At 46.4% G+C, this 14,050-nt stretch carries 23 protein-coding genes; 3 read left to right on the top strand and 20 right to left on the bottom strand.

Going from position 1 to position 14,050, the window contains the following annotated elements:
• Nucleotides 1-5: 5 nt before the first annotated feature.
• The 13 genes from A3L14_RS11125 to A3L14_RS11075 all read right to left on the bottom strand — a co-directional run bounded on the left by A3L14_RS11125 (nt 6) and on the right by A3L14_RS11075 (nt 5,949).
• Nucleotides 6-359 carry a hypothetical protein gene (locus tag A3L14_RS11125; RefSeq protein WP_055428407.1) on the bottom strand — a complete coding sequence of 118 codons (354 nt, stop codon included), beginning with the start codon at nt 357-359 and terminating at the stop codon, nt 6-8.
• A 303-nt stretch (nt 360-662) separates the two neighbouring features.
• On the bottom strand, nt 663-1,445 hold the full coding sequence (locus A3L14_RS11120; RefSeq protein ID WP_055428408.1) for a deazapurine DNA modification protein DpdA family protein: 783 nt from the start codon (nt 1,443-1,445) through the stop codon (nt 663-665).
• A gap of 6 nt (nt 1,446-1,451) precedes the next feature.
• Nucleotides 1,452-2,000 (bottom strand): hypothetical protein, encoded by a 549-nt coding sequence (locus tag A3L14_RS11115; protein WP_055428409.1) that lies wholly within the window; start codon nt 1,998-2,000, stop codon nt 1,452-1,454.
• A complete protein-coding gene (locus A3L14_RS11110; protein ID WP_157726986.1) occupies nt 2,000-2,623 on the bottom strand; it encodes a PD-(D/E)XK nuclease family protein in 624 nt (207 codons plus the stop codon). The genes A3L14_RS11115 and A3L14_RS11110 overlap by 1 nt, the downstream gene beginning before the upstream one ends.
• A gap of 35 nt (nt 2,624-2,658) precedes the next feature.
• Entirely contained in the window at nt 2,659-3,075 is a 417-nt protein-coding gene (locus A3L14_RS11105; RefSeq protein ID WP_055428411.1) for a hypothetical protein, read from the bottom strand.
• Complete coding sequence (locus A3L14_RS11100) at nt 3,072-3,425, bottom strand: hypothetical protein (protein ID WP_055428412.1); 354 nt, start codon at nt 3,423-3,425, stop codon at nt 3,072-3,074. Before A3L14_RS11100 ends, A3L14_RS11105 begins: the two co-directional genes overlap by 4 nt.
• Complete coding sequence (locus tag A3L14_RS12035; protein ID WP_055428413.1) at nt 3,422-3,613, bottom strand: MarR family transcriptional regulator; 192 nt, start codon at nt 3,611-3,613, stop codon at nt 3,422-3,424. The genes A3L14_RS11100 and A3L14_RS12035 overlap by 4 nt, the downstream gene beginning before the upstream one ends.
• An 11-nt stretch (nt 3,614-3,624) precedes the next feature.
• Nucleotides 3,625-3,816 (bottom strand): hypothetical protein, encoded by a 192-nt coding sequence (locus tag A3L14_RS11090; RefSeq protein ID WP_055428414.1) that lies wholly within the window; start codon nt 3,814-3,816, stop codon nt 3,625-3,627.
• Nucleotides 3,813-3,968 (bottom strand): hypothetical protein, encoded by a 156-nt coding sequence (locus tag A3L14_RS11770; protein WP_157628409.1) that lies wholly within the window; start codon nt 3,966-3,968, stop codon nt 3,813-3,815. The genes A3L14_RS11090 and A3L14_RS11770 overlap by 4 nt, the downstream gene beginning before the upstream one ends.
• Nucleotides 3,965-4,294, bottom strand: a complete 330-nt coding sequence (locus A3L14_RS11085; RefSeq protein ID WP_055428415.1) for a hypothetical protein — start codon at nt 4,292-4,294, stop codon at nt 3,965-3,967. The genes A3L14_RS11770 and A3L14_RS11085 overlap by 4 nt, the downstream gene beginning before the upstream one ends.
• Entirely contained in the window at nt 4,287-4,940 is a 654-nt protein-coding gene (locus A3L14_RS11080; RefSeq protein WP_143597842.1) for a coiled-coil domain-containing protein, read from the bottom strand. Before A3L14_RS11080 ends, A3L14_RS11085 begins: the two co-directional genes overlap by 8 nt.
• Before the next feature lie 11 nt (nt 4,941-4,951).
• On the bottom strand, nt 4,952-5,170 hold the full coding sequence (locus A3L14_RS11765; RefSeq protein WP_143597841.1) for a hypothetical protein: 219 nt from the start codon (nt 5,168-5,170) through the stop codon (nt 4,952-4,954).
• A gap of 353 nt (nt 5,171-5,523) precedes the next feature.
• Nucleotides 5,524-5,949, bottom strand: coding sequence for an AbrB/MazE/SpoVT family DNA-binding domain-containing protein (locus A3L14_RS11075; protein ID WP_055428417.1), 426 nt, complete (start codon nt 5,947-5,949; stop codon nt 5,524-5,526).
• 165 nt (nt 5,950-6,114) lie between these two features.
• Here A3L14_RS11075 and A3L14_RS11070 point away from each other — a divergent pair, with 165 nt between their 5' ends.
• Nucleotides 6,115-7,146, top strand: a complete 1,032-nt coding sequence (locus A3L14_RS11070) for a PDDEXK family nuclease (RefSeq protein WP_143597840.1) — start codon at nt 6,115-6,117, stop codon at nt 7,144-7,146.
• A gap of 144 nt (nt 7,147-7,290) precedes the next feature.
• On the opposite strand, the gene A3L14_RS11065 is transcribed toward A3L14_RS11070, so the two are convergent.
• From A3L14_RS11065 to A3L14_RS11055, 3 genes are all read right to left on the bottom strand, one after another.
• Nucleotides 7,291-7,803 (bottom strand): toxin-antitoxin system TumE family protein, encoded by a 513-nt coding sequence (locus A3L14_RS11065; RefSeq protein ID WP_074631546.1) that lies wholly within the window; start codon nt 7,801-7,803, stop codon nt 7,291-7,293.
• Nucleotides 7,800-8,105, bottom strand: a complete 306-nt coding sequence (locus A3L14_RS11060) for a hypothetical protein (RefSeq protein ID WP_074631545.1) — start codon at nt 8,103-8,105, stop codon at nt 7,800-7,802. Before A3L14_RS11060 ends, A3L14_RS11065 begins: the two co-directional genes overlap by 4 nt.
• A 141-nt stretch (nt 8,106-8,246) precedes the next feature.
• Nucleotides 8,247-8,660, bottom strand: a complete 414-nt coding sequence (locus A3L14_RS11055) for a hypothetical protein (RefSeq protein WP_055428420.1) — start codon at nt 8,658-8,660, stop codon at nt 8,247-8,249.
• Between the two features lie 69 nt (nt 8,661-8,729).
• Here A3L14_RS11055 and A3L14_RS11050 point away from each other — a divergent pair, with 69 nt between their 5' ends.
• The gene (locus A3L14_RS11050) at nt 8,730-9,566 is read left to right on the top strand and encodes a DUF3800 domain-containing protein (protein ID WP_143597839.1); all 837 of its coding nucleotides are present in this window, start codon (nt 8,730-8,732) and stop codon (nt 9,564-9,566) included.
• A 446-nt stretch (nt 9,567-10,012) separates the two neighbouring features.
• On the opposite strand, the gene A3L14_RS11045 is transcribed toward A3L14_RS11050, so the two are convergent.
• A complete protein-coding gene (locus A3L14_RS11045) occupies nt 10,013-10,309 on the bottom strand; it encodes a hypothetical protein (RefSeq protein WP_055428422.1) in 297 nt (98 codons plus the stop codon).
• A gap of 3 nt (nt 10,310-10,312) precedes the next feature.
• Nucleotides 10,313-11,365: a hypothetical protein gene (locus A3L14_RS11040; RefSeq protein WP_055428423.1), complete on the bottom strand. Its 1,053-nt coding sequence runs from the start codon at nt 11,363-11,365 to the stop codon at nt 10,313-10,315.
• Between the two features lie 198 nt (nt 11,366-11,563).
• On the opposite strand from A3L14_RS11040, the gene A3L14_RS11035 reads away from it, so the two are divergent.
• Nucleotides 11,564-11,923: a hypothetical protein gene (locus tag A3L14_RS11035; RefSeq protein WP_055428424.1), complete on the top strand. Its 360-nt coding sequence runs from the start codon at nt 11,564-11,566 to the stop codon at nt 11,921-11,923.
• 227 nt (nt 11,924-12,150) lie between these two features.
• Here the strand turns inward: A3L14_RS11035 and A3L14_RS11030 are convergent, their stop codons facing one another.
• A complete protein-coding gene (locus A3L14_RS11030) occupies nt 12,151-12,591 on the bottom strand; it encodes a hypothetical protein (protein WP_055428425.1) in 441 nt (146 codons plus the stop codon).
• Entirely contained in the window at nt 12,588-13,910 is a 1,323-nt protein-coding gene (locus tag A3L14_RS11025; RefSeq protein WP_055428426.1) for a hypothetical protein, read from the bottom strand. Before A3L14_RS11025 ends, A3L14_RS11030 begins: the two co-directional genes overlap by 4 nt.
• Nucleotides 13,911-14,050 lie beyond the last annotated feature (140 nt).

Here is a 14,050-nt window from a genome sequence, read left to right as displayed (position 1 = left end):
AAGCATCACCACAATTCGGCGACTTTTCCGATCTCAAACTTCCACATTTTGGCGAGGTTTTCCATGCGTTCGGAGAAGCGGTCTGAAAGCCTGTACATCCCCCTGTCCTCGTAAATCATGCCGAGGGCCAGGAGCTTCTTCACGACTCTAAAGTAGAGGACCTTATCTGTTCCATCAATGCCAAGAGCCTCCTGGTACTCGTCCTTGAACATGCCTCCGTTCTTTTTGAGGTATCTGACGAGGCGCTTCGCTATCTCAAGCGTTTTACCCTCAAAAAGGAGTTCGAGGGTGCTGGAAGGTGGCTGGTAGACCGGAACTCGTATCTCTACATAGTCTGGAAACTTTCTCCTGCGAGGCATTATACCACCTCTGTTATTTTGTTAGCAGGACTTATATTTTTCAGGCGCCAGGACGCTTCGGGAGTTGTGGGGAATAAGTACAGGTGGTGTATATTTGGCCGGGTTTTCCGGTGTTTGGGGTTGGTCATGCGAGGAAGGTTCCTGGAAAAGAATGATAATATACAGTAGGTGTTAGTATCCTTAACTTTCATACGAAAGCGAAAGTTAACACTCACGGCCATCACGCTCCCCCTTTTCTTCTTCAGAGTGCACGTAGCGGAACCACCACGTGTAATACTCCTCAGTTACGCCCATTTCATCCATTTAGATCGCCTCCACAAGAGTCATTTGATTTGAGTGGGTTGTTGCAAGGCTGTCAAGACGGCTGATCCAATCGTTGAGTCTCTCAATCAATTGCTCAGAAATCGGTCGAGGATCCTTCACCCTGTCTATTCTCCACCTGTACGCGAGACTATCTGCTGAGTAGAGAGCATCCCACACGTCTTTGTACTTCAGAACGCTGAATTTCACACCAAATGCATGGAGCCCATACTTGCGCGGGAGCTCTGCGCGGAGAGTAGTGATGATGCGTCGGATCTGCCTTTCCTGTCCACGTCTGCAGACAGACCCAATACCAATTAGCCTCGTGAGAAGCCCTTGGCTTTTCATCTCATCGAGCATATACAGATATTCCTCTATGGTCCAGCCTTGTAGGACTGCAACGAAGCGATTCCCGAGCTCTGGATACTGATCATCTATTAGATCCTGAATCGCAATCTGATTCTCAATAGTCTTGAGCTGGTTCTCTCTTACAGTGCGGCCAGTCTGGTGAAGTACCTCGGGCTCGCAGGGATGGTCTCTGTTCGCGAAGAAGTCAGCGTTCTTTTTCAGCACGAATTCGAGGTACTTCTCGTGAGGATCTGGATACTCCCTGAGTTTGAAGAAGAAGCTGAAACCACCGCTGTCGATGAAGAGCTTGCTAGTATTTCGCGGGATTGGTCGTACCTTCGTGGCATAGTTCACCATGATTGGGAATTTTCGCGGAGCAAAGCTCTCTATCGCCTTTCTTGCCGAACCGTCAGCGACTCCGAAGAAGAACAATTCCACGCCCCATCACCTCCCTCCAAAGATTAAGTCCCTGAGGTACTTCGCCAGCTCAACCCTATCAGCGAGCTTCGTCACAGAGGACCTCCTGACCAATGCATAGTAATCCCTCGTCCCAAACTCCTCGCTCCCAAGCCACTCAAAGCGAACCGGCGTCCCAACGACACCCCAAGCGTAGAAATAATCCCCACCACGCGCCTGCACGCGAATGAGGTAACGCACGTCAATGCCCCTCCTCCTCACGAACTCCATGTAACTCCTGTACTGGTTGCCATTCACCTTCACGTACTTCCTCCCATCCCTGCCGTAATAATTCACAACGTCCTCCCTGAGCGTCTTAATCTCAAAGCCAGCCCGGATTTCGTTATCAACAACCACTAAGGCGTCAATGTCCATGACCTTGAGGAAGTGCCTGCCCTCGGCGAGGCTCCTGGCCTCCTCCAAAGCCCTGCTGAATTCCAGGCGGTTGAACACATCCTTGGAATGGCGGATAAAGAACTGCTCCAGCTGTCTGAGTGGAAGAGAAGAATCATAGACGAAAGCGGTTCTGGAGGCCATCAGCTCTCACCCCCGAGGCAAATGTCTTTGAACTCGCAGTATTTGCACTGCCAGCTTTCCTCCCGCTCCGGCGGTTCCATCTTCCTAAGTGCTGTCCAAAGCTTCATAGCACGTTCCTCAAGCTCCTTGACAACCTCATAGCCCCTTGAAGTGTCGATGAGGAAAATCTTGACACCTCCAAGCCAGACATAGATCAGGCCGGCCTTTGGAGTGTTGTTCACCCAAGCATAGAAGAGGACCTGCTTCACGTGCTCCCCCTTCGGGCCGTCACGGACGGCATATTCATTGCTGATAGTCTTTAGGTCATAAACCGTGTCATCGTAGATAAAATCAATCTTGCCTGCTATCACCGGTCCGTCAGGAATACGGTGGGTTATGCGGACCTGGTTTTTAGGGAATAATCCAGTCCATAGCCCATCAAAGACCACTCCCCGGTACAGCCACCACCTGTTCTTAAGCTCTTTCTCGACATTTTCCCCGTTCTTCTCAGCCATGCGCCTGTAATAGGCCTTGCGGAGGCAGTACAGGAGTTCAGTCACGTGAACCTCGCCGTCTCGATGAGTGTACTCACTTGAAGTTATCTCCTCAATATGGCGTTTAATGGGTTCTGGAAGCTCGTTCACATCATCTGACACCGAGGTAATAAGGGAATCAATATTCAAGCTTCCACCTCCTTGGGCGCGACGACGATCTCCTCCACCTCGAGAACTTCTTCCCCTGCCTCAGCCTCCTCGTACCTGAGCACCTTTATCACGCGCTCATTCCTGTCCCACCACGCTCTTCCAAGCTTCTCCAGCTCACCCATGAGCGCCTTGTACTCCTCGCGAGAAACCCGCTTCCTCAGCTTCACCTTGTAGACCTTCCCATCCACGTAGACCCTGCTCGGCGCGGGCGCGTCCTCCAGGACGGTCTGCAGGCGCTCCAGCTCAAGGACATTGGTCGCGTTCTCAGGCAACTCGTCGTCATCGATAAGGACTTGAACCTTGAGGGCGTTGAACTCCTCGATGGCCTCCTGCCACTTGGCCTGAACTTCTTCCGGGAGAGAAAGATGCTTCACAGCAGGGCGGAAAGTCATGCTCTCACCCCCTGCTCTTGCCTTGCGAAGGCCTTCAGAGAAGCCAACTCTGAGAAGCTGAAACGACTCAGGCCGGACTCTTCGACCTTGAAAATTGCCAAGTCACCCTTACCACTCTTGCTCTTTCTGACTTCGAGGTTCAACTGCTTGACAATCCTCTCAACGTCCGCACTGAGCGGTAGATCCGCAACATGAACCTTCTCCCCACCCCTGAGGAGCAAGTCGAGTTCAATGTGCTCGCGCTCACCGTACAGACTGTTCATGATGAGGATTTGCTGGACTTCTGCCAAGTCTATGAGCTTAATCTCAAATTCCTCCGGGAAGGCATCAAGAACCGCCAGCCAACTCATGCCCACCCCTCCCTTGCAATTGCAAGCGGCCCGTCCCTGAAGACGAGGCCGCGCCTGGTCAGGTCGTCCAGCAGAGCCTGAGCGTCACTGAGGTCAATGTGCAACTCCCGCGCGAGTTCCGAGGGGCTGACCCAACCCCGCCTAGCGAGCTCAAGAGCGCGCACACGGAGAGCAGACCAATCCCTCATGAGCGACCCTCCTAGCGTTCAACATTGATGATGATCTCCCTTGGAGCGGGCTGGCCCTTCTCAATTGCAATCCAGAACGCTACATTCCAACGGCCAACCTCCCCCGTATCCGTGTAAAGATACTTCTCGTAGACTTTAAGCGAGTCAAGAGAGAAGCTCCGAGTCGGCTTTTTCTTCGTCCTCTTAAGAACAATCTCCGTCATGAGCGACCCTCCAGCTCTTCGTTTTCAAGCGCATCAACTATCAGGGTTGAAGCCAGCCTTAGCAAATAGCGCGCATGGTTGCTTTCCACCTCAAGCGCAAGAAGGTCGACCGCCTCTTTCAGCTCCAAGAACCTGTTCCTGTCAACCTTCATGCTCCAACCCTCCTGAGCCTTCTCAGAACTTCGTTTATGACCTCAAGCCGCCCCTCCTCGTACGCAGCTTTCAGGGGCTCATTCCTGAGAGAATACGAAAACCTGGCATTCTCCGCCCTGGCCCTTTCGCGCTCAAGCCACGCTACCACGTCCCCAAGGCTTTCTGAAGGGCGGGCCTGCTTCACCTCCTCCGAAACCCAAGCCCAAAACTCCTTCTCCTGCCTCTTCGCTTCCGCGAGGACCTCGGACAGGTTGTCCCCGCAGACCGAAACAACCGGCTTCGACACCCCAAACAGACTTACCAGCTCCTTCAACTCCTCAGACATCCGACATCACCTCCAGCTTCCTAACCTTCCAGCCGAGGAGACCGACCTCATGCGAAGGCTCAAGAACGAGGCCGAGCTCCTTAGAAACGAAAACCTTACCCTCAAGCACAAACCAACGCTTCTGAAACGCTTCCGCCTTCTTCATCAACGCCTCGCCCTTCTCCGAATAACCAAGCCTCCTGAACAGTTCGAGGAGCTTGAGCTCCGGGTACATTGAGAGGACCCTCTGAACCTCATCACGAAGGTCGCGGGCCTCACGCTCACGGGCAGGAATCGCACCAGACTTCTCAAGCTGTTCCTGAAGCTTCTTGCAACAATCCTCAAACTTAAGCTGAAGCTTCTCGTAATCTCTGACCAGGCGCTCATATTCTTGCAACAGTTTATCTTTCTCCTTCCGCTCCTGTTCAAGAGCTTCCATGAGGTGTTTGACCTTCGCTTTCAGTTCCACCTCATCAATCTTTCCCTCGGCAAGGTCCACAAGCCAAGTGAGGAGCTCTGAGAATGGGACGCCAAGCCTTTCTTTCAGAGCGTAGAGTCTATCGTGGGTAGATTCGGGAACTGGTGCTTGGAATTTCTTCATGTCCTCTCCATATTTGCGTGGCCGTCCAGGGCCCGCTGTGCGTCGCTGGTAGTTTCTTCTCGGCATCGACAACACCGTCAAGAAGTCTCTAGATTGTGGGCTTTCCAGAACTCCCAAAGCTCCCAAATGAACTCACCCCAAGCTTTCCGTCCCTTGGCTTCTTCCATCTCTTCGACTTTCTCAGGCGGAAGGAGGAACTCAACACGCCTGACGGCATTATACTTCCGAGTTCTCGGCATCTTAGCCACCTCTTTTATGGTTGTATTTACCATATGGTTAATTTTACCATAAACCATACGGAAGGAAAGTTTAAAAGGTTTGTGTGGCTGGAAAAGTTCAGCGTTGGGCAAAATTGTTACAGCCTAATTTTTGGATACATAAATTAAGCCGGAATACTATTAGCAATAATAATTTAGGGGTTTCGATTTTGCAACTTTTAAAAGTAGCTAAATGCACAGAAATGCAAAGCTCTAAAAACGCTGGATTTTGGCCAAACTCTGTTACTTTTCTTAGTTAAATTAGTGCGAATTTTTAGATACAAAAATTCAACCTCTAAAAAAGAAGCTCTCAGAGGGAAGAAAACATACTATATCTCTTTTCTTCTTTCTTCTTTTTCAGGAATTAATATATATATGTATATATTAAACGTTCAAAAAAGATATCTGTATATTATGCCTATCTCGTTTAGGTATGAGGAGTCAGTTGGGAGAACTTTGTAGTTGTTCCGTGCTTGAAGCTTGGATAAAAGTTCCCTACCCTTTTCGCTTACCAACTCCTCAAATTTGTAGTAGTCTAAAATTATGACTTCAACCGGTTCGTTTTCTTTTAGTTCAAACTCCCGCATTAGCTTTTTGGGAAGTGTTATAGCTCCATTTCTCCCAATTTTAACCGCTAAAACTGCTTGAGCGGTTACGACGATTGTTTTACCTGAGATCCCAATTTTTCTTATTAGGACTTTAATATAGTCATTTTGCTTTAGCCCGAAGGTTTCAAGGATTGGCCGAGGGATAGTAATACGGCCGTCTTTGTTTACCTTTGCTTGAAACTTTGCGAGTGGTTCTTTGGTGTCTTTCATTGACTCACCTCTTGTTGGTGCTGGTTTTACGAATTATTCTTACGGTATGAATGTTTAAAAGGTTTGAGAAAATTTCCCGTGGGTGGGATTTTTACCCTTAGCGTGAATTACCCACAATCCTTTTAATTTCCTTTTGAGTAATTTTTACGTAAGGAATAAATGGTGGTGCTCATGGGATTCGGCGACTTCTTTAAGAAAGTTGGAGAAGCCACTAAAAAGGCAATGGATAAAGCCGCCAAGGAAGCGAGGTATCGCGCCAAGGCGCTTGAGATTAAACGGGAAATTGCAGAGGCAGAGAGAAGATTTAAAGAAGAAGTTACGAGAAAGGAGTTTGAGGCTAAGCGAGAAATTCTTTCTCAGCTTAAGATGAGGCAGCTTGAGGCTGTTTGTGCTGCTAAAGGTATTCCTACTTACCGAACACAAATAGTGAATGGGGAGGAACGCCGTTACAAAATAAGGAACAAAGACGAGCTGATTGATGTTGTGGCAAGTCATTTAACCGTGGAGGAAGTCGCCGAGGTCGCGAAGAGGTATAAGGTAAAGTCTCGGCATGTAGTTCAGCACTTCACGAAGTGGCTTGAAGAGGCCAATGAGGCTCTAAAGGCCTTCAAGGAGCAGAAGCAGAAAGAGCTTGAGGAATACAAGGCTCAACTTTTTGGAGAGGAATCTCATGAGATTGCTTCCATTGAGCTTGAGTCTGAGACTGTTGAATCTCTTGGTGGAGAGGAGCTTGGAGGGTATTCACTTGAAGAGGACAACCATCAGCCCGAACTTGATGTTGTAGATATTCTCTTTGATTTCGAGCCGGAAACTGTGAGGGATGAAGAGGATCTTGAAAAGCAGCTTTATCAGTACCTTAGGGCACGCCTTGGGAGGCGTGTTGTCCGCCAGTATCCTGTTGGAGATCAGAAGATTGATATTGCTATTGATGGCAATGTTGGGATTGAACTCAAGATTGCTGAGAGTCGGAGTAAGCTCCAGCGTCTTGTGGGGCAGGTCTTGGACTATGTTGAGTATTTTGACGAGGTTATCGCGGTGATCCTTGATGTTGGAGCCAATGTTGACATTGACAAGTATATAAAGAAACTCCGGAGACTTGGCGCAAAGGTCATTGTTCTTGAGGGAGACATTAAAAGGAAAGGTCCTTCCAAGGAGATTATTATCAAAGACTCCAGGAGGAAAATAATTATACGGTAGTTTCTACTTTTTCTTCACTAATAGTTCTTGGCAGTTGTCTAGGGGCTCACCTCGGGCTGGATTTTAGCGGTTGTTTACTGTTGGGTTTTGGGAATAAATAAGGTTTGTCGTTTTGTAGGTTTTAGAAGTGGGTTCTTTAGATTATCAGGGGATGTGCCGGGCGAGAAGTAGGGGTGTGATGTGTTTGGTTATTACGGCCTGCATTATTTCTGGCAGGCTTTGTTCTTTGCTTGGTATTGGTTGTGTGTGGCCTCTGCCGTGCATGTGGAGGGGCCAGGATTGGAATGTTGGTTCGTCGTGGAAGTTGTCCCATCCTACAATCTCGTGGCCGTGTGAGTCTCTTAAGTATGCCGAGAATTTGCGCTGGTAGATTGTTCTGTTGTTGCAGTTATGCTCGATGAAGCGGTCGATGATGTAGAGGACGTGGCCGGTTGTGAAGGTTATTCTGGCCTGGTACTCTAAGTTGTCGTCTGGTGTGACTGGAGGACGGGGTTTGAATTCTACCCTATCAATTATTTCGTAGCGGGTTAGCCTGCGTTCGATGTTTTTGAGAAAAGTTGTGTTGCTCAGGAGGAGTTTGAAGGCTTTGTCCCGAGGAGGGAGTGCTTTTGAATGTTTATCTTCGAAAATAGCCACTACCAGGGGGATTCTGCTCACAGACGGCCCTCCTTTCGCAGGAGTTCCTCATAGTGGATCCAGGTTTCGAGGATTATGCTGAGGTGGGGGTTGGTTTTGGCCAGTTCTTTGAGGTGTTCTTTGGAGCCGTATTCCTGCTGGTATTCCTGTATTATTTCCCTCATTTCTTGGAGCTGTTCTTCTTTTGTTGTCAGTGGGACGCCGAGGCCTTCGCTGACTTCTATTATTTCTTGAGGGGTGGTGAGTAGGAGGATCTCGCTTGCCGAGGCTTCGGCATCAGCTATTAAGGTTCTCATTAACTTATTGAGCTCCCTCTTGTCCATTCTATGAATGGATTCTCGTAGGGGTTCTTCGGTCAAGAGTGTGGTTTGCATGTTCTCACCTGTTGATGCTTTGGAAGTTAAATAATAAATAACTTACGGAATTATTACTTTTAAGATTAGTATCTAGAAATGAACACATGTCTAATTCCGCAAGGCTTCTTGGAGTAAGCTCATCTCCTCTTCCATAGAAATGGGCTGGAATTTGTTTTTGAACAATGAGATGAGCTTCTTTCCTGTCGGACTTAACAAGTCATCGGCGGTATAATGACCAATAAGGATTACCTCAACGAGCATCTTGGGACCGCCGGCCATTTTGTAGAAAGCCCGTGGAATATGGATGAGTCTGTTCGATGAAACTCTGACAAGAATTCTTGCACGATGGGAAACAGAGCCTGATTGATCTATCACTCTGACAATTAGGTCGACATAGTCATTAACCTCAATAGAGTACCTCTTAGCTGTAGCTTTTGGAAAATAAAATCTCCCCTGAGTGTCTGTTTCTGCGTGGAATTTCGCTAGTGGTTCGATGATTTTAGCGTTGTCGCTGTCGTTCATGGGGTCACCTCGGGTTTGTGTTTGTTAAAAGCTATTTCGGGGATTGTCGGGAAAGTATTAAAACATTTTGTGGATTATTGGGACGAGAGTGTTTGGGGGGCAGGCTGGATGTGGTTTGCTTTTGTTGATGAGAGTGGGAAGCCGAAGTTTTGGGAAAAGGACGTTAGGCAGGAGCCTCTTTATGTGATTTCGGCTGTGGTTGTTCATGAGTCTAAGGTTAGTTCTCTTTATCATGAGATTGAGGGTCTAAAGAGGATGGTCCTTCCTAGGGATAAGTGGTCTGTGGAGATTCACACTAAGGAGATTGTTCACGGAAATAAGAACTATACAGGGGTGCCTCTTGAAAAGAGGGTTGGGCTTCTTGATGGTTTATTTGGGATTCTGAGTGAGTTTGAGGGGTTGTATATTATGTCCGTTGTCGTTGATAAGCCTAAGGTTTTGGCTTTGAATTCTGGTTTTTCCCGTAATCAGCTTGGAAGGCTTGCTCATGCGTATGCATTTAAGGTGCTTGCAGACATGGTGGAGCATTTTCTTCGTGTTAAGTTGATGACTGAGGGTTATGAATTTTTGCTTTGGGTTATTGATGATTCTGTGAGGGTGGAGAGGGATAGGACGAGGGATAGTCTTATTGAGGCGGTCATCCGGGGAGGATATGATCCGCTTCTTGGACGGGATGCTACTTCTTTTTATACTATTCTGCCGCCGCTTTTTGCGCATTCGTACCAGCATTTGGGTTTGCAGGTTGCTGATGCTGTTTCTTACGTGATTTCTCGGAGGTTGAGGGGATCGCCTTCGAAGAAAGCGTTTGATTTTGAGGGGTACTTCCAGATTATTCTTTCAAAGCTCTATGGTGATGGTTTAGTTGTTGTGAGTAGGATTCCAAGAAAAGAGCATTGGTGGATGTGAAAAGGGTTAGTGTGGGGGCGTGACCGCCCTCCCAATGCGACCCTTCTGAGCGGGCCCTTAGGGGCTTTGGGTCGCAACCTACCGGTTGCTTCTGTAGGGGCGTGACCGCCCTCTTCATTTTGGGTTTTGATTTAATGTTTTAAATACTTTATGTTGAGTCAAGCCGTGCGTGGAATTTCGCTAGTGGTTCGATGATTTTAGCGTTTGAAGTATCTTGGTTGATCATATGCTCACCTCAAAAGGTGCTCATAGCATTAACCCCCAAATCACTACAAAATTGGTGGGTTTTTCTATAAATAAGGTTTGCGAAAAATACGTAAAAAGAGAGAGGGTATTCATTTCACATAAAGCCTCAATATAAGATCTCCAAGAGACGGTGCGATTTCTATATAGTACTTAGAGTAGTCTGCCAGATCGAAACATAAGCAATAGGGGAGAAAAGGAACCTAAATTAGTCCCCTTTGTTTTAGGCTGTTGTAGTGATCTACATGGGTATAAGTGCATTTAATGTAGTCAGTGAACTGTTTTTTGTTTTCAAACTTTAGTTGTCGCCTTATCTTCTGAAGGAGGTCATCAGACAGTGTTTTGTACTTTTTGCCCCTGCTGAGTTTTGTTCTTATTTGGGTGTATACTTCTCCCGTGTGGGGATCAACAAAGAAAAACCAGTCGTGATCTCTGTTCGTTACTTTCTGAAAGCCCTTGCTGGTTAGTGTGGAGACAAGATGGTCACGTTTCATTGGCATTGGTCACTCCTCCTTTACAGGAAGAGGCTTTATGACGACTGGTTTGTACTTGTGTGAGAGATCATTCAGGTTTAGGTACTTGGAGAGTTCTTTTTTTATCTTCCTTGCAGATTCTGCTAGGTCTTCGTCTTTGAAGGCTAGGAAGCCGATGATCAGTCCTTCGAGGCTATCTTCAAGGTCCTTCATTGCTTCTTGGTAGGTTTTACCGTAGCCCTCAATAGCTAGTTGTTCATTCCTCAAAATCCAGAGGTTGTCTTCCATATCATAACCAAGTTCTACAAGCACGGGTTGTTTGAGTCTGAATTTACCTATCCTATCTAGTGGGACCTCTTCCTGCTTACTTAATCCTTTGAGTTCTCGGATTTCTCGGCTCTTGGCCTTTTTGGCCATCAAGCCAGTAACTTTCACGGGGACTGCCTTGTAATACTCTTTGATTTGGGGCTCCAGTTCAGGGCGAATGTATACTTTGATGCGTTCTCCTGTTGTGGTGTCTATAATAAAGTAACGAGGATCCTTGCCATGGAGATCTGTTATGATCCCGATAAACTCGACAGTTGCTTGTTGTTGGTATTTGGTTTTCATTTTCTTCACAAAGTCTCTTTGCTTTGATTTTAGTACTGCCCTTTTTTCGGGACTGTCTTTGCTCAGACCAATGAGATAATCTTCGCTTGATGGTGTTATGTCCTCTATAGATGCAAGCAAGCGGTATCCATACAACGGATCTTTGAGTGATCCAATTATGGTTTCGTCGAGAGTCTTTTCGTCTTCCTTTTGGATGGCATCATACACTTGATAATGGGTTTCTACTACTCGATGTTGAAACTCGGGTAGGGTGCCTCCTGCGAATTCCAATACTGCGTCCACGCTCCCCTCTTGTATCTCAGCGAGGAAAAGCTTGAATTTTGGTTTAATGGTTTTGCCATACTGTGCTTCTGCTATGATGTTTATTTGTTTTTGAATTTGAATTAATAACTTTCCAAAAGTATATGCATCAACCTTGTGATCTTTGACGACTTTTCGCCCATCCAGGTGAATCCATATCTTTGGGCGTTCCATAAATATCACCACAAACATGGTTATTATGATAGAGTATTTAATAAGACTATCAAATTCTTGTGTTGAGGCATTTAAATAACTACCGTTGGGTGATGTCCAACTTCTTGGTGTTTTCTCAACGTAGCGCGGCGAAATGTTCTTATATGTGCTCGTAATAAGAGTATTGCATTATCGAAAAGAGCGGAGGAGGGCCCTGGAATGGGAGCTCCAACATTTGGTCACGGAGCTGCTAGAGGATATAGTGATGTAGTCGTTCCGTATTTTGTGATACTGCTTCTCAACACAACAGGGGAGATAATGAAACAACTCGAGCCATCAGTAGCAAACATGGTGGGAATGATAATCTTGATGTTTATCTTTATAGGTCTTGTAGATATAATAGACACTATTGGACGTAGCAAGTGGTGGAATGTTTGGTACACTTTTGGTTACATCTTTGGAGTGTTTTTTGGATTTTACACTTTGGCTTTGATGGGAGCCTCACAAGACATCATGGCAATCATTGGTATTATGTTGATTGTGGTCAGGCTCGTTGAAAAGATTGGGAGAAAATTATAATTCGAGAATATCTATCCTGTCATAACTTCCACTATTTTTCTCCTAAAAAAGATTGTGTAAAAAAGAGACTCGGCTCAGAAAGCCTTCACTTAGTAGTTGCATGAGCCTCCTTCTTTTCCAGGATCTTTTGGATGTTGGTAATGATCCATAGCAGAATGTAGAAGATGTAAAGGAGAGCTGTCAGAGCCCAATGTCGTAAAGTGTTCTTGACGTTCACGGTTTCCACCTCAGCTCAGGAAACCATCGCTTTCATAGCCAAATGCACTTCCATAAGCCCACCCAATGAGACCGAGGGCGCCAAGTAATGGCACCATTATGCCTGCCCTTTTGACCCAAATGACAACGAGTATTATTGTTAGTGCGAGGAACAGTGGCCATAGGAAGATACCAACAATTGCAGGGAGAGAGAATAGTGTATTTATGCCCCAAAAGGCTATATTACTGTTAATCCAGTACCAAAAGATACTGTGGAGGTCAGCGTCGTATTTTATGATGATGTATATGCCACCAACTATGCTAATGACGAGCCATAGTAAGGCTCCAATGAATAACAGAAGGCCAAGGCCACTTTGTACAGTCCCGGATATTACGAGTTTCTGGAGCTGGAAAAAGGAGGGAAAATCTATGTTTTGGAGTTGAGTTAAGTCGGAAGGATTTATCATGATCATTCTCCATCACCTCCGAGGAGTTTCCACCAGTCTATCTTATCTTTACTTAACTGGCGGCTCAGCCAGTTAAGGCCGTCAAGCGGATTGTCTCCACGGAATTCCGTTGCTGACCAGCCCTGTCTGGACTTTATGGCATAGTGGCTTGGGGCAGTGATATCAACTGCAGCCTTCCAGATGACGCCTTCGCCTCTATTCCTGTACCAGGACCACAATATTGCCTTTGGTTTGAGGGTTAATTCATCGACGTTTTTCGTGGTTGGAGTCCAGATATTTCCATCGAGAATGACCTCCTCTCCGCTGAAGAGCCCGAGGTATGATGTTCTCTTGATAATTTTGACCTTCATCACCGCAGCCAGGATACGGCCGTTCCAGAATTGTGTAATTTTCCAGTTGTCGTTAGTGGAGTATGGTATGATGTAATAGTCAACTGCCTTTATACCGAGTTTTGCAAGCAGACTTGTATCCCATAATATTTGGGTATAATAGTTGAAGTTTCTATAATCCCTGGTTTCCCGCAGGATGCGGTTAGTAAATGTTATAGTGTCTCCGGAGATTTTAAAAGACTCCTGTGGCATTAACGCCTCCAGAAGTGTTGCATTGTTCGAGAAAAACACCATATCATAACTGTTTTCGTTTTTGAGGAATGTTATCCATCCATCAAAAGTCCCGTCATTGTTTAAATCGATCCTCTGTCCCCAAATTCCATCGTGGTTATTGTCTTTTATGGTCAAGGTGTTGGTGAGATTCCCAATGCTGATGATGCTTCCGAGGTCACTTAGAGCTCCAATTCTGATCTCAAGATTCCCTAACTCAAGGTGTTCATTGTCTTTCACATTAAAGAACTGTATTACATATGGACCACCAAGTACAAATACTTCTTCAGTTAATTCTGCCTGATCGAGTATCTGGCTGGTATTATCTTTGGCAACTGCGGTTATTTTTAGGGTGTAAATACCTGGTTCTACATTGCCGAGAGTGATGTTAGCCCTCCAGAGTCCTGGCGTTGAGCTGTCCTCAGAGTACATCCAAACATCTGATATTCCATCGCCGGTCATGTCTAGAGTGTTTCCAGTGTCATCCACAAAGCGGGCGCTCACGTTGATTGATGTAGCACCTGGAATGTTGGAGAGGCTGAATGGTTCTCCGTTGGAGGTGAGGATGCGGACAATGCTTTCCCATGTCTCGTTAGAGATAAGGACTAGGCCGCCGTTGTCCTCACTGGTATCTCTGATGTCTATGGTGGCCGCTGTCGTCACTTTTGGAATAATTAAACTTAATGTCAAAAACAAAACTACAATGGCCCGGGCCGCCGCTTTCATCGGTGTGGCCTCCGACTTGTTCTGTTGATTTTAGAAGGGTCATTATTAGAGCAGGTAAGGTTCCAATATGCTCTTTTGGCGTGTAGATTTAATATAACACCGTTTACAAAATAAGACCGGAGGATGCTTTAAATACACTG

Origin of the sequence: Thermococcus thioreducens (genome assembly GCF_002214545.1) — an archaeon.
Classification (GTDB): Archaea; Methanobacteriota_B; Thermococci; order Thermococcales; family Thermococcaceae; genus Thermococcus; species Thermococcus thioreducens.
The sequence above is the reverse complement of the archived record's forward strand: the minus strand, read 5'-3'. Positions and strand labels throughout refer to the sequence as shown.

What these genes read in the sequence shown, in the direction of transcription:
- A3L14_RS11080 (WP_143597842.1), bottom strand. Translation starts at nt 4,940, where the DNA reads ATGCCGAGAAGAAACTACCAGCGACGCACAGCGGGCCCTGGACGGCCA.
- A3L14_RS11075 (WP_055428417.1), bottom strand. Translation starts at nt 5,949, where the DNA reads ATGAAAGACACCAAAGAACCACTCGCAAAGTTTCAAGCAAAGGTAAAC.
- A3L14_RS11765 (WP_143597841.1), bottom strand. Translation starts at nt 5,170, where the DNA reads ATGGTTTATGGTAAAATTAACCATATGGTAAATACAACCATAAAAGAG.
- A3L14_RS11035 (WP_055428424.1), top strand. Translation starts at nt 11,564, where the DNA reads ATGGGAGCTCCAACATTTGGTCACGGAGCTGCTAGAGGATATAGTGAT.
- A3L14_RS12035 (WP_055428413.1), bottom strand. Translation starts at nt 3,613, where the DNA reads ATGAGGGATTGGTCTGCTCTCCGTGTGCGCGCTCTTGAGCTCGCTAGG.
- A3L14_RS11045 (WP_055428422.1), bottom strand. Translation starts at nt 10,309, where the DNA reads ATGCCAATGAAACGTGACCATCTTGTCTCCACACTAACCAGCAAGGGC.
- A3L14_RS11770 (WP_157628409.1), bottom strand. Translation starts at nt 3,968, where the DNA reads ATGAAGGTTGACAGGAACAGGTTCTTGGAGCTGAAAGAGGCGGTCGAC.
- A3L14_RS11025 (WP_055428426.1), bottom strand. Translation starts at nt 13,910, where the DNA reads ATGAAAGCGGCGGCCCGGGCCATTGTAGTTTTGTTTTTGACATTAAGT.
- A3L14_RS11060 (WP_074631545.1), bottom strand. Translation starts at nt 8,105, where the DNA reads ATGGACAAGAGGGAGCTCAATAAGTTAATGAGAACCTTAATAGCTGAT.
- A3L14_RS11105 (WP_055428411.1), bottom strand. Translation starts at nt 3,075, where the DNA reads ATGACTTTCCGCCCTGCTGTGAAGCATCTTTCTCTCCCGGAAGAAGTT.
- A3L14_RS11085 (WP_055428415.1), bottom strand. Translation starts at nt 4,294, where the DNA reads ATGTCTGAGGAGTTGAAGGAGCTGGTAAGTCTGTTTGGGGTGTCGAAG.
- A3L14_RS11090 (WP_055428414.1), bottom strand. Translation starts at nt 3,816, where the DNA reads ATGACGGAGATTGTTCTTAAGAGGACGAAGAAAAAGCCGACTCGGAGC.
- A3L14_RS11055 (WP_055428420.1), bottom strand. Translation starts at nt 8,660, where the DNA reads ATGAACGACAGCGACAACGCTAAAATCATCGAACCACTAGCGAAATTC.
- A3L14_RS11040 (WP_055428423.1), bottom strand. Translation starts at nt 11,365, where the DNA reads ATGGAACGCCCAAAGATATGGATTCACCTGGATGGGCGAAAAGTCGTC.
- A3L14_RS11125 (WP_055428407.1), bottom strand. Translation starts at nt 359, where the DNA reads ATGCCTCGCAGGAGAAAGTTTCCAGACTATGTAGAGATACGAGTTCCG.
- A3L14_RS11100 (WP_055428412.1), bottom strand. Translation starts at nt 3,425, where the DNA reads ATGAGTTGGCTGGCGGTTCTTGATGCCTTCCCGGAGGAATTTGAGATT.
- A3L14_RS11115 (WP_055428409.1), bottom strand. Translation starts at nt 2,000, where the DNA reads ATGGCCTCCAGAACCGCTTTCGTCTATGATTCTTCTCTTCCACTCAGA.
- A3L14_RS11030 (WP_055428425.1), bottom strand. Translation starts at nt 12,591, where the DNA reads ATGATCATGATAAATCCTTCCGACTTAACTCAACTCCAAAACATAGAT.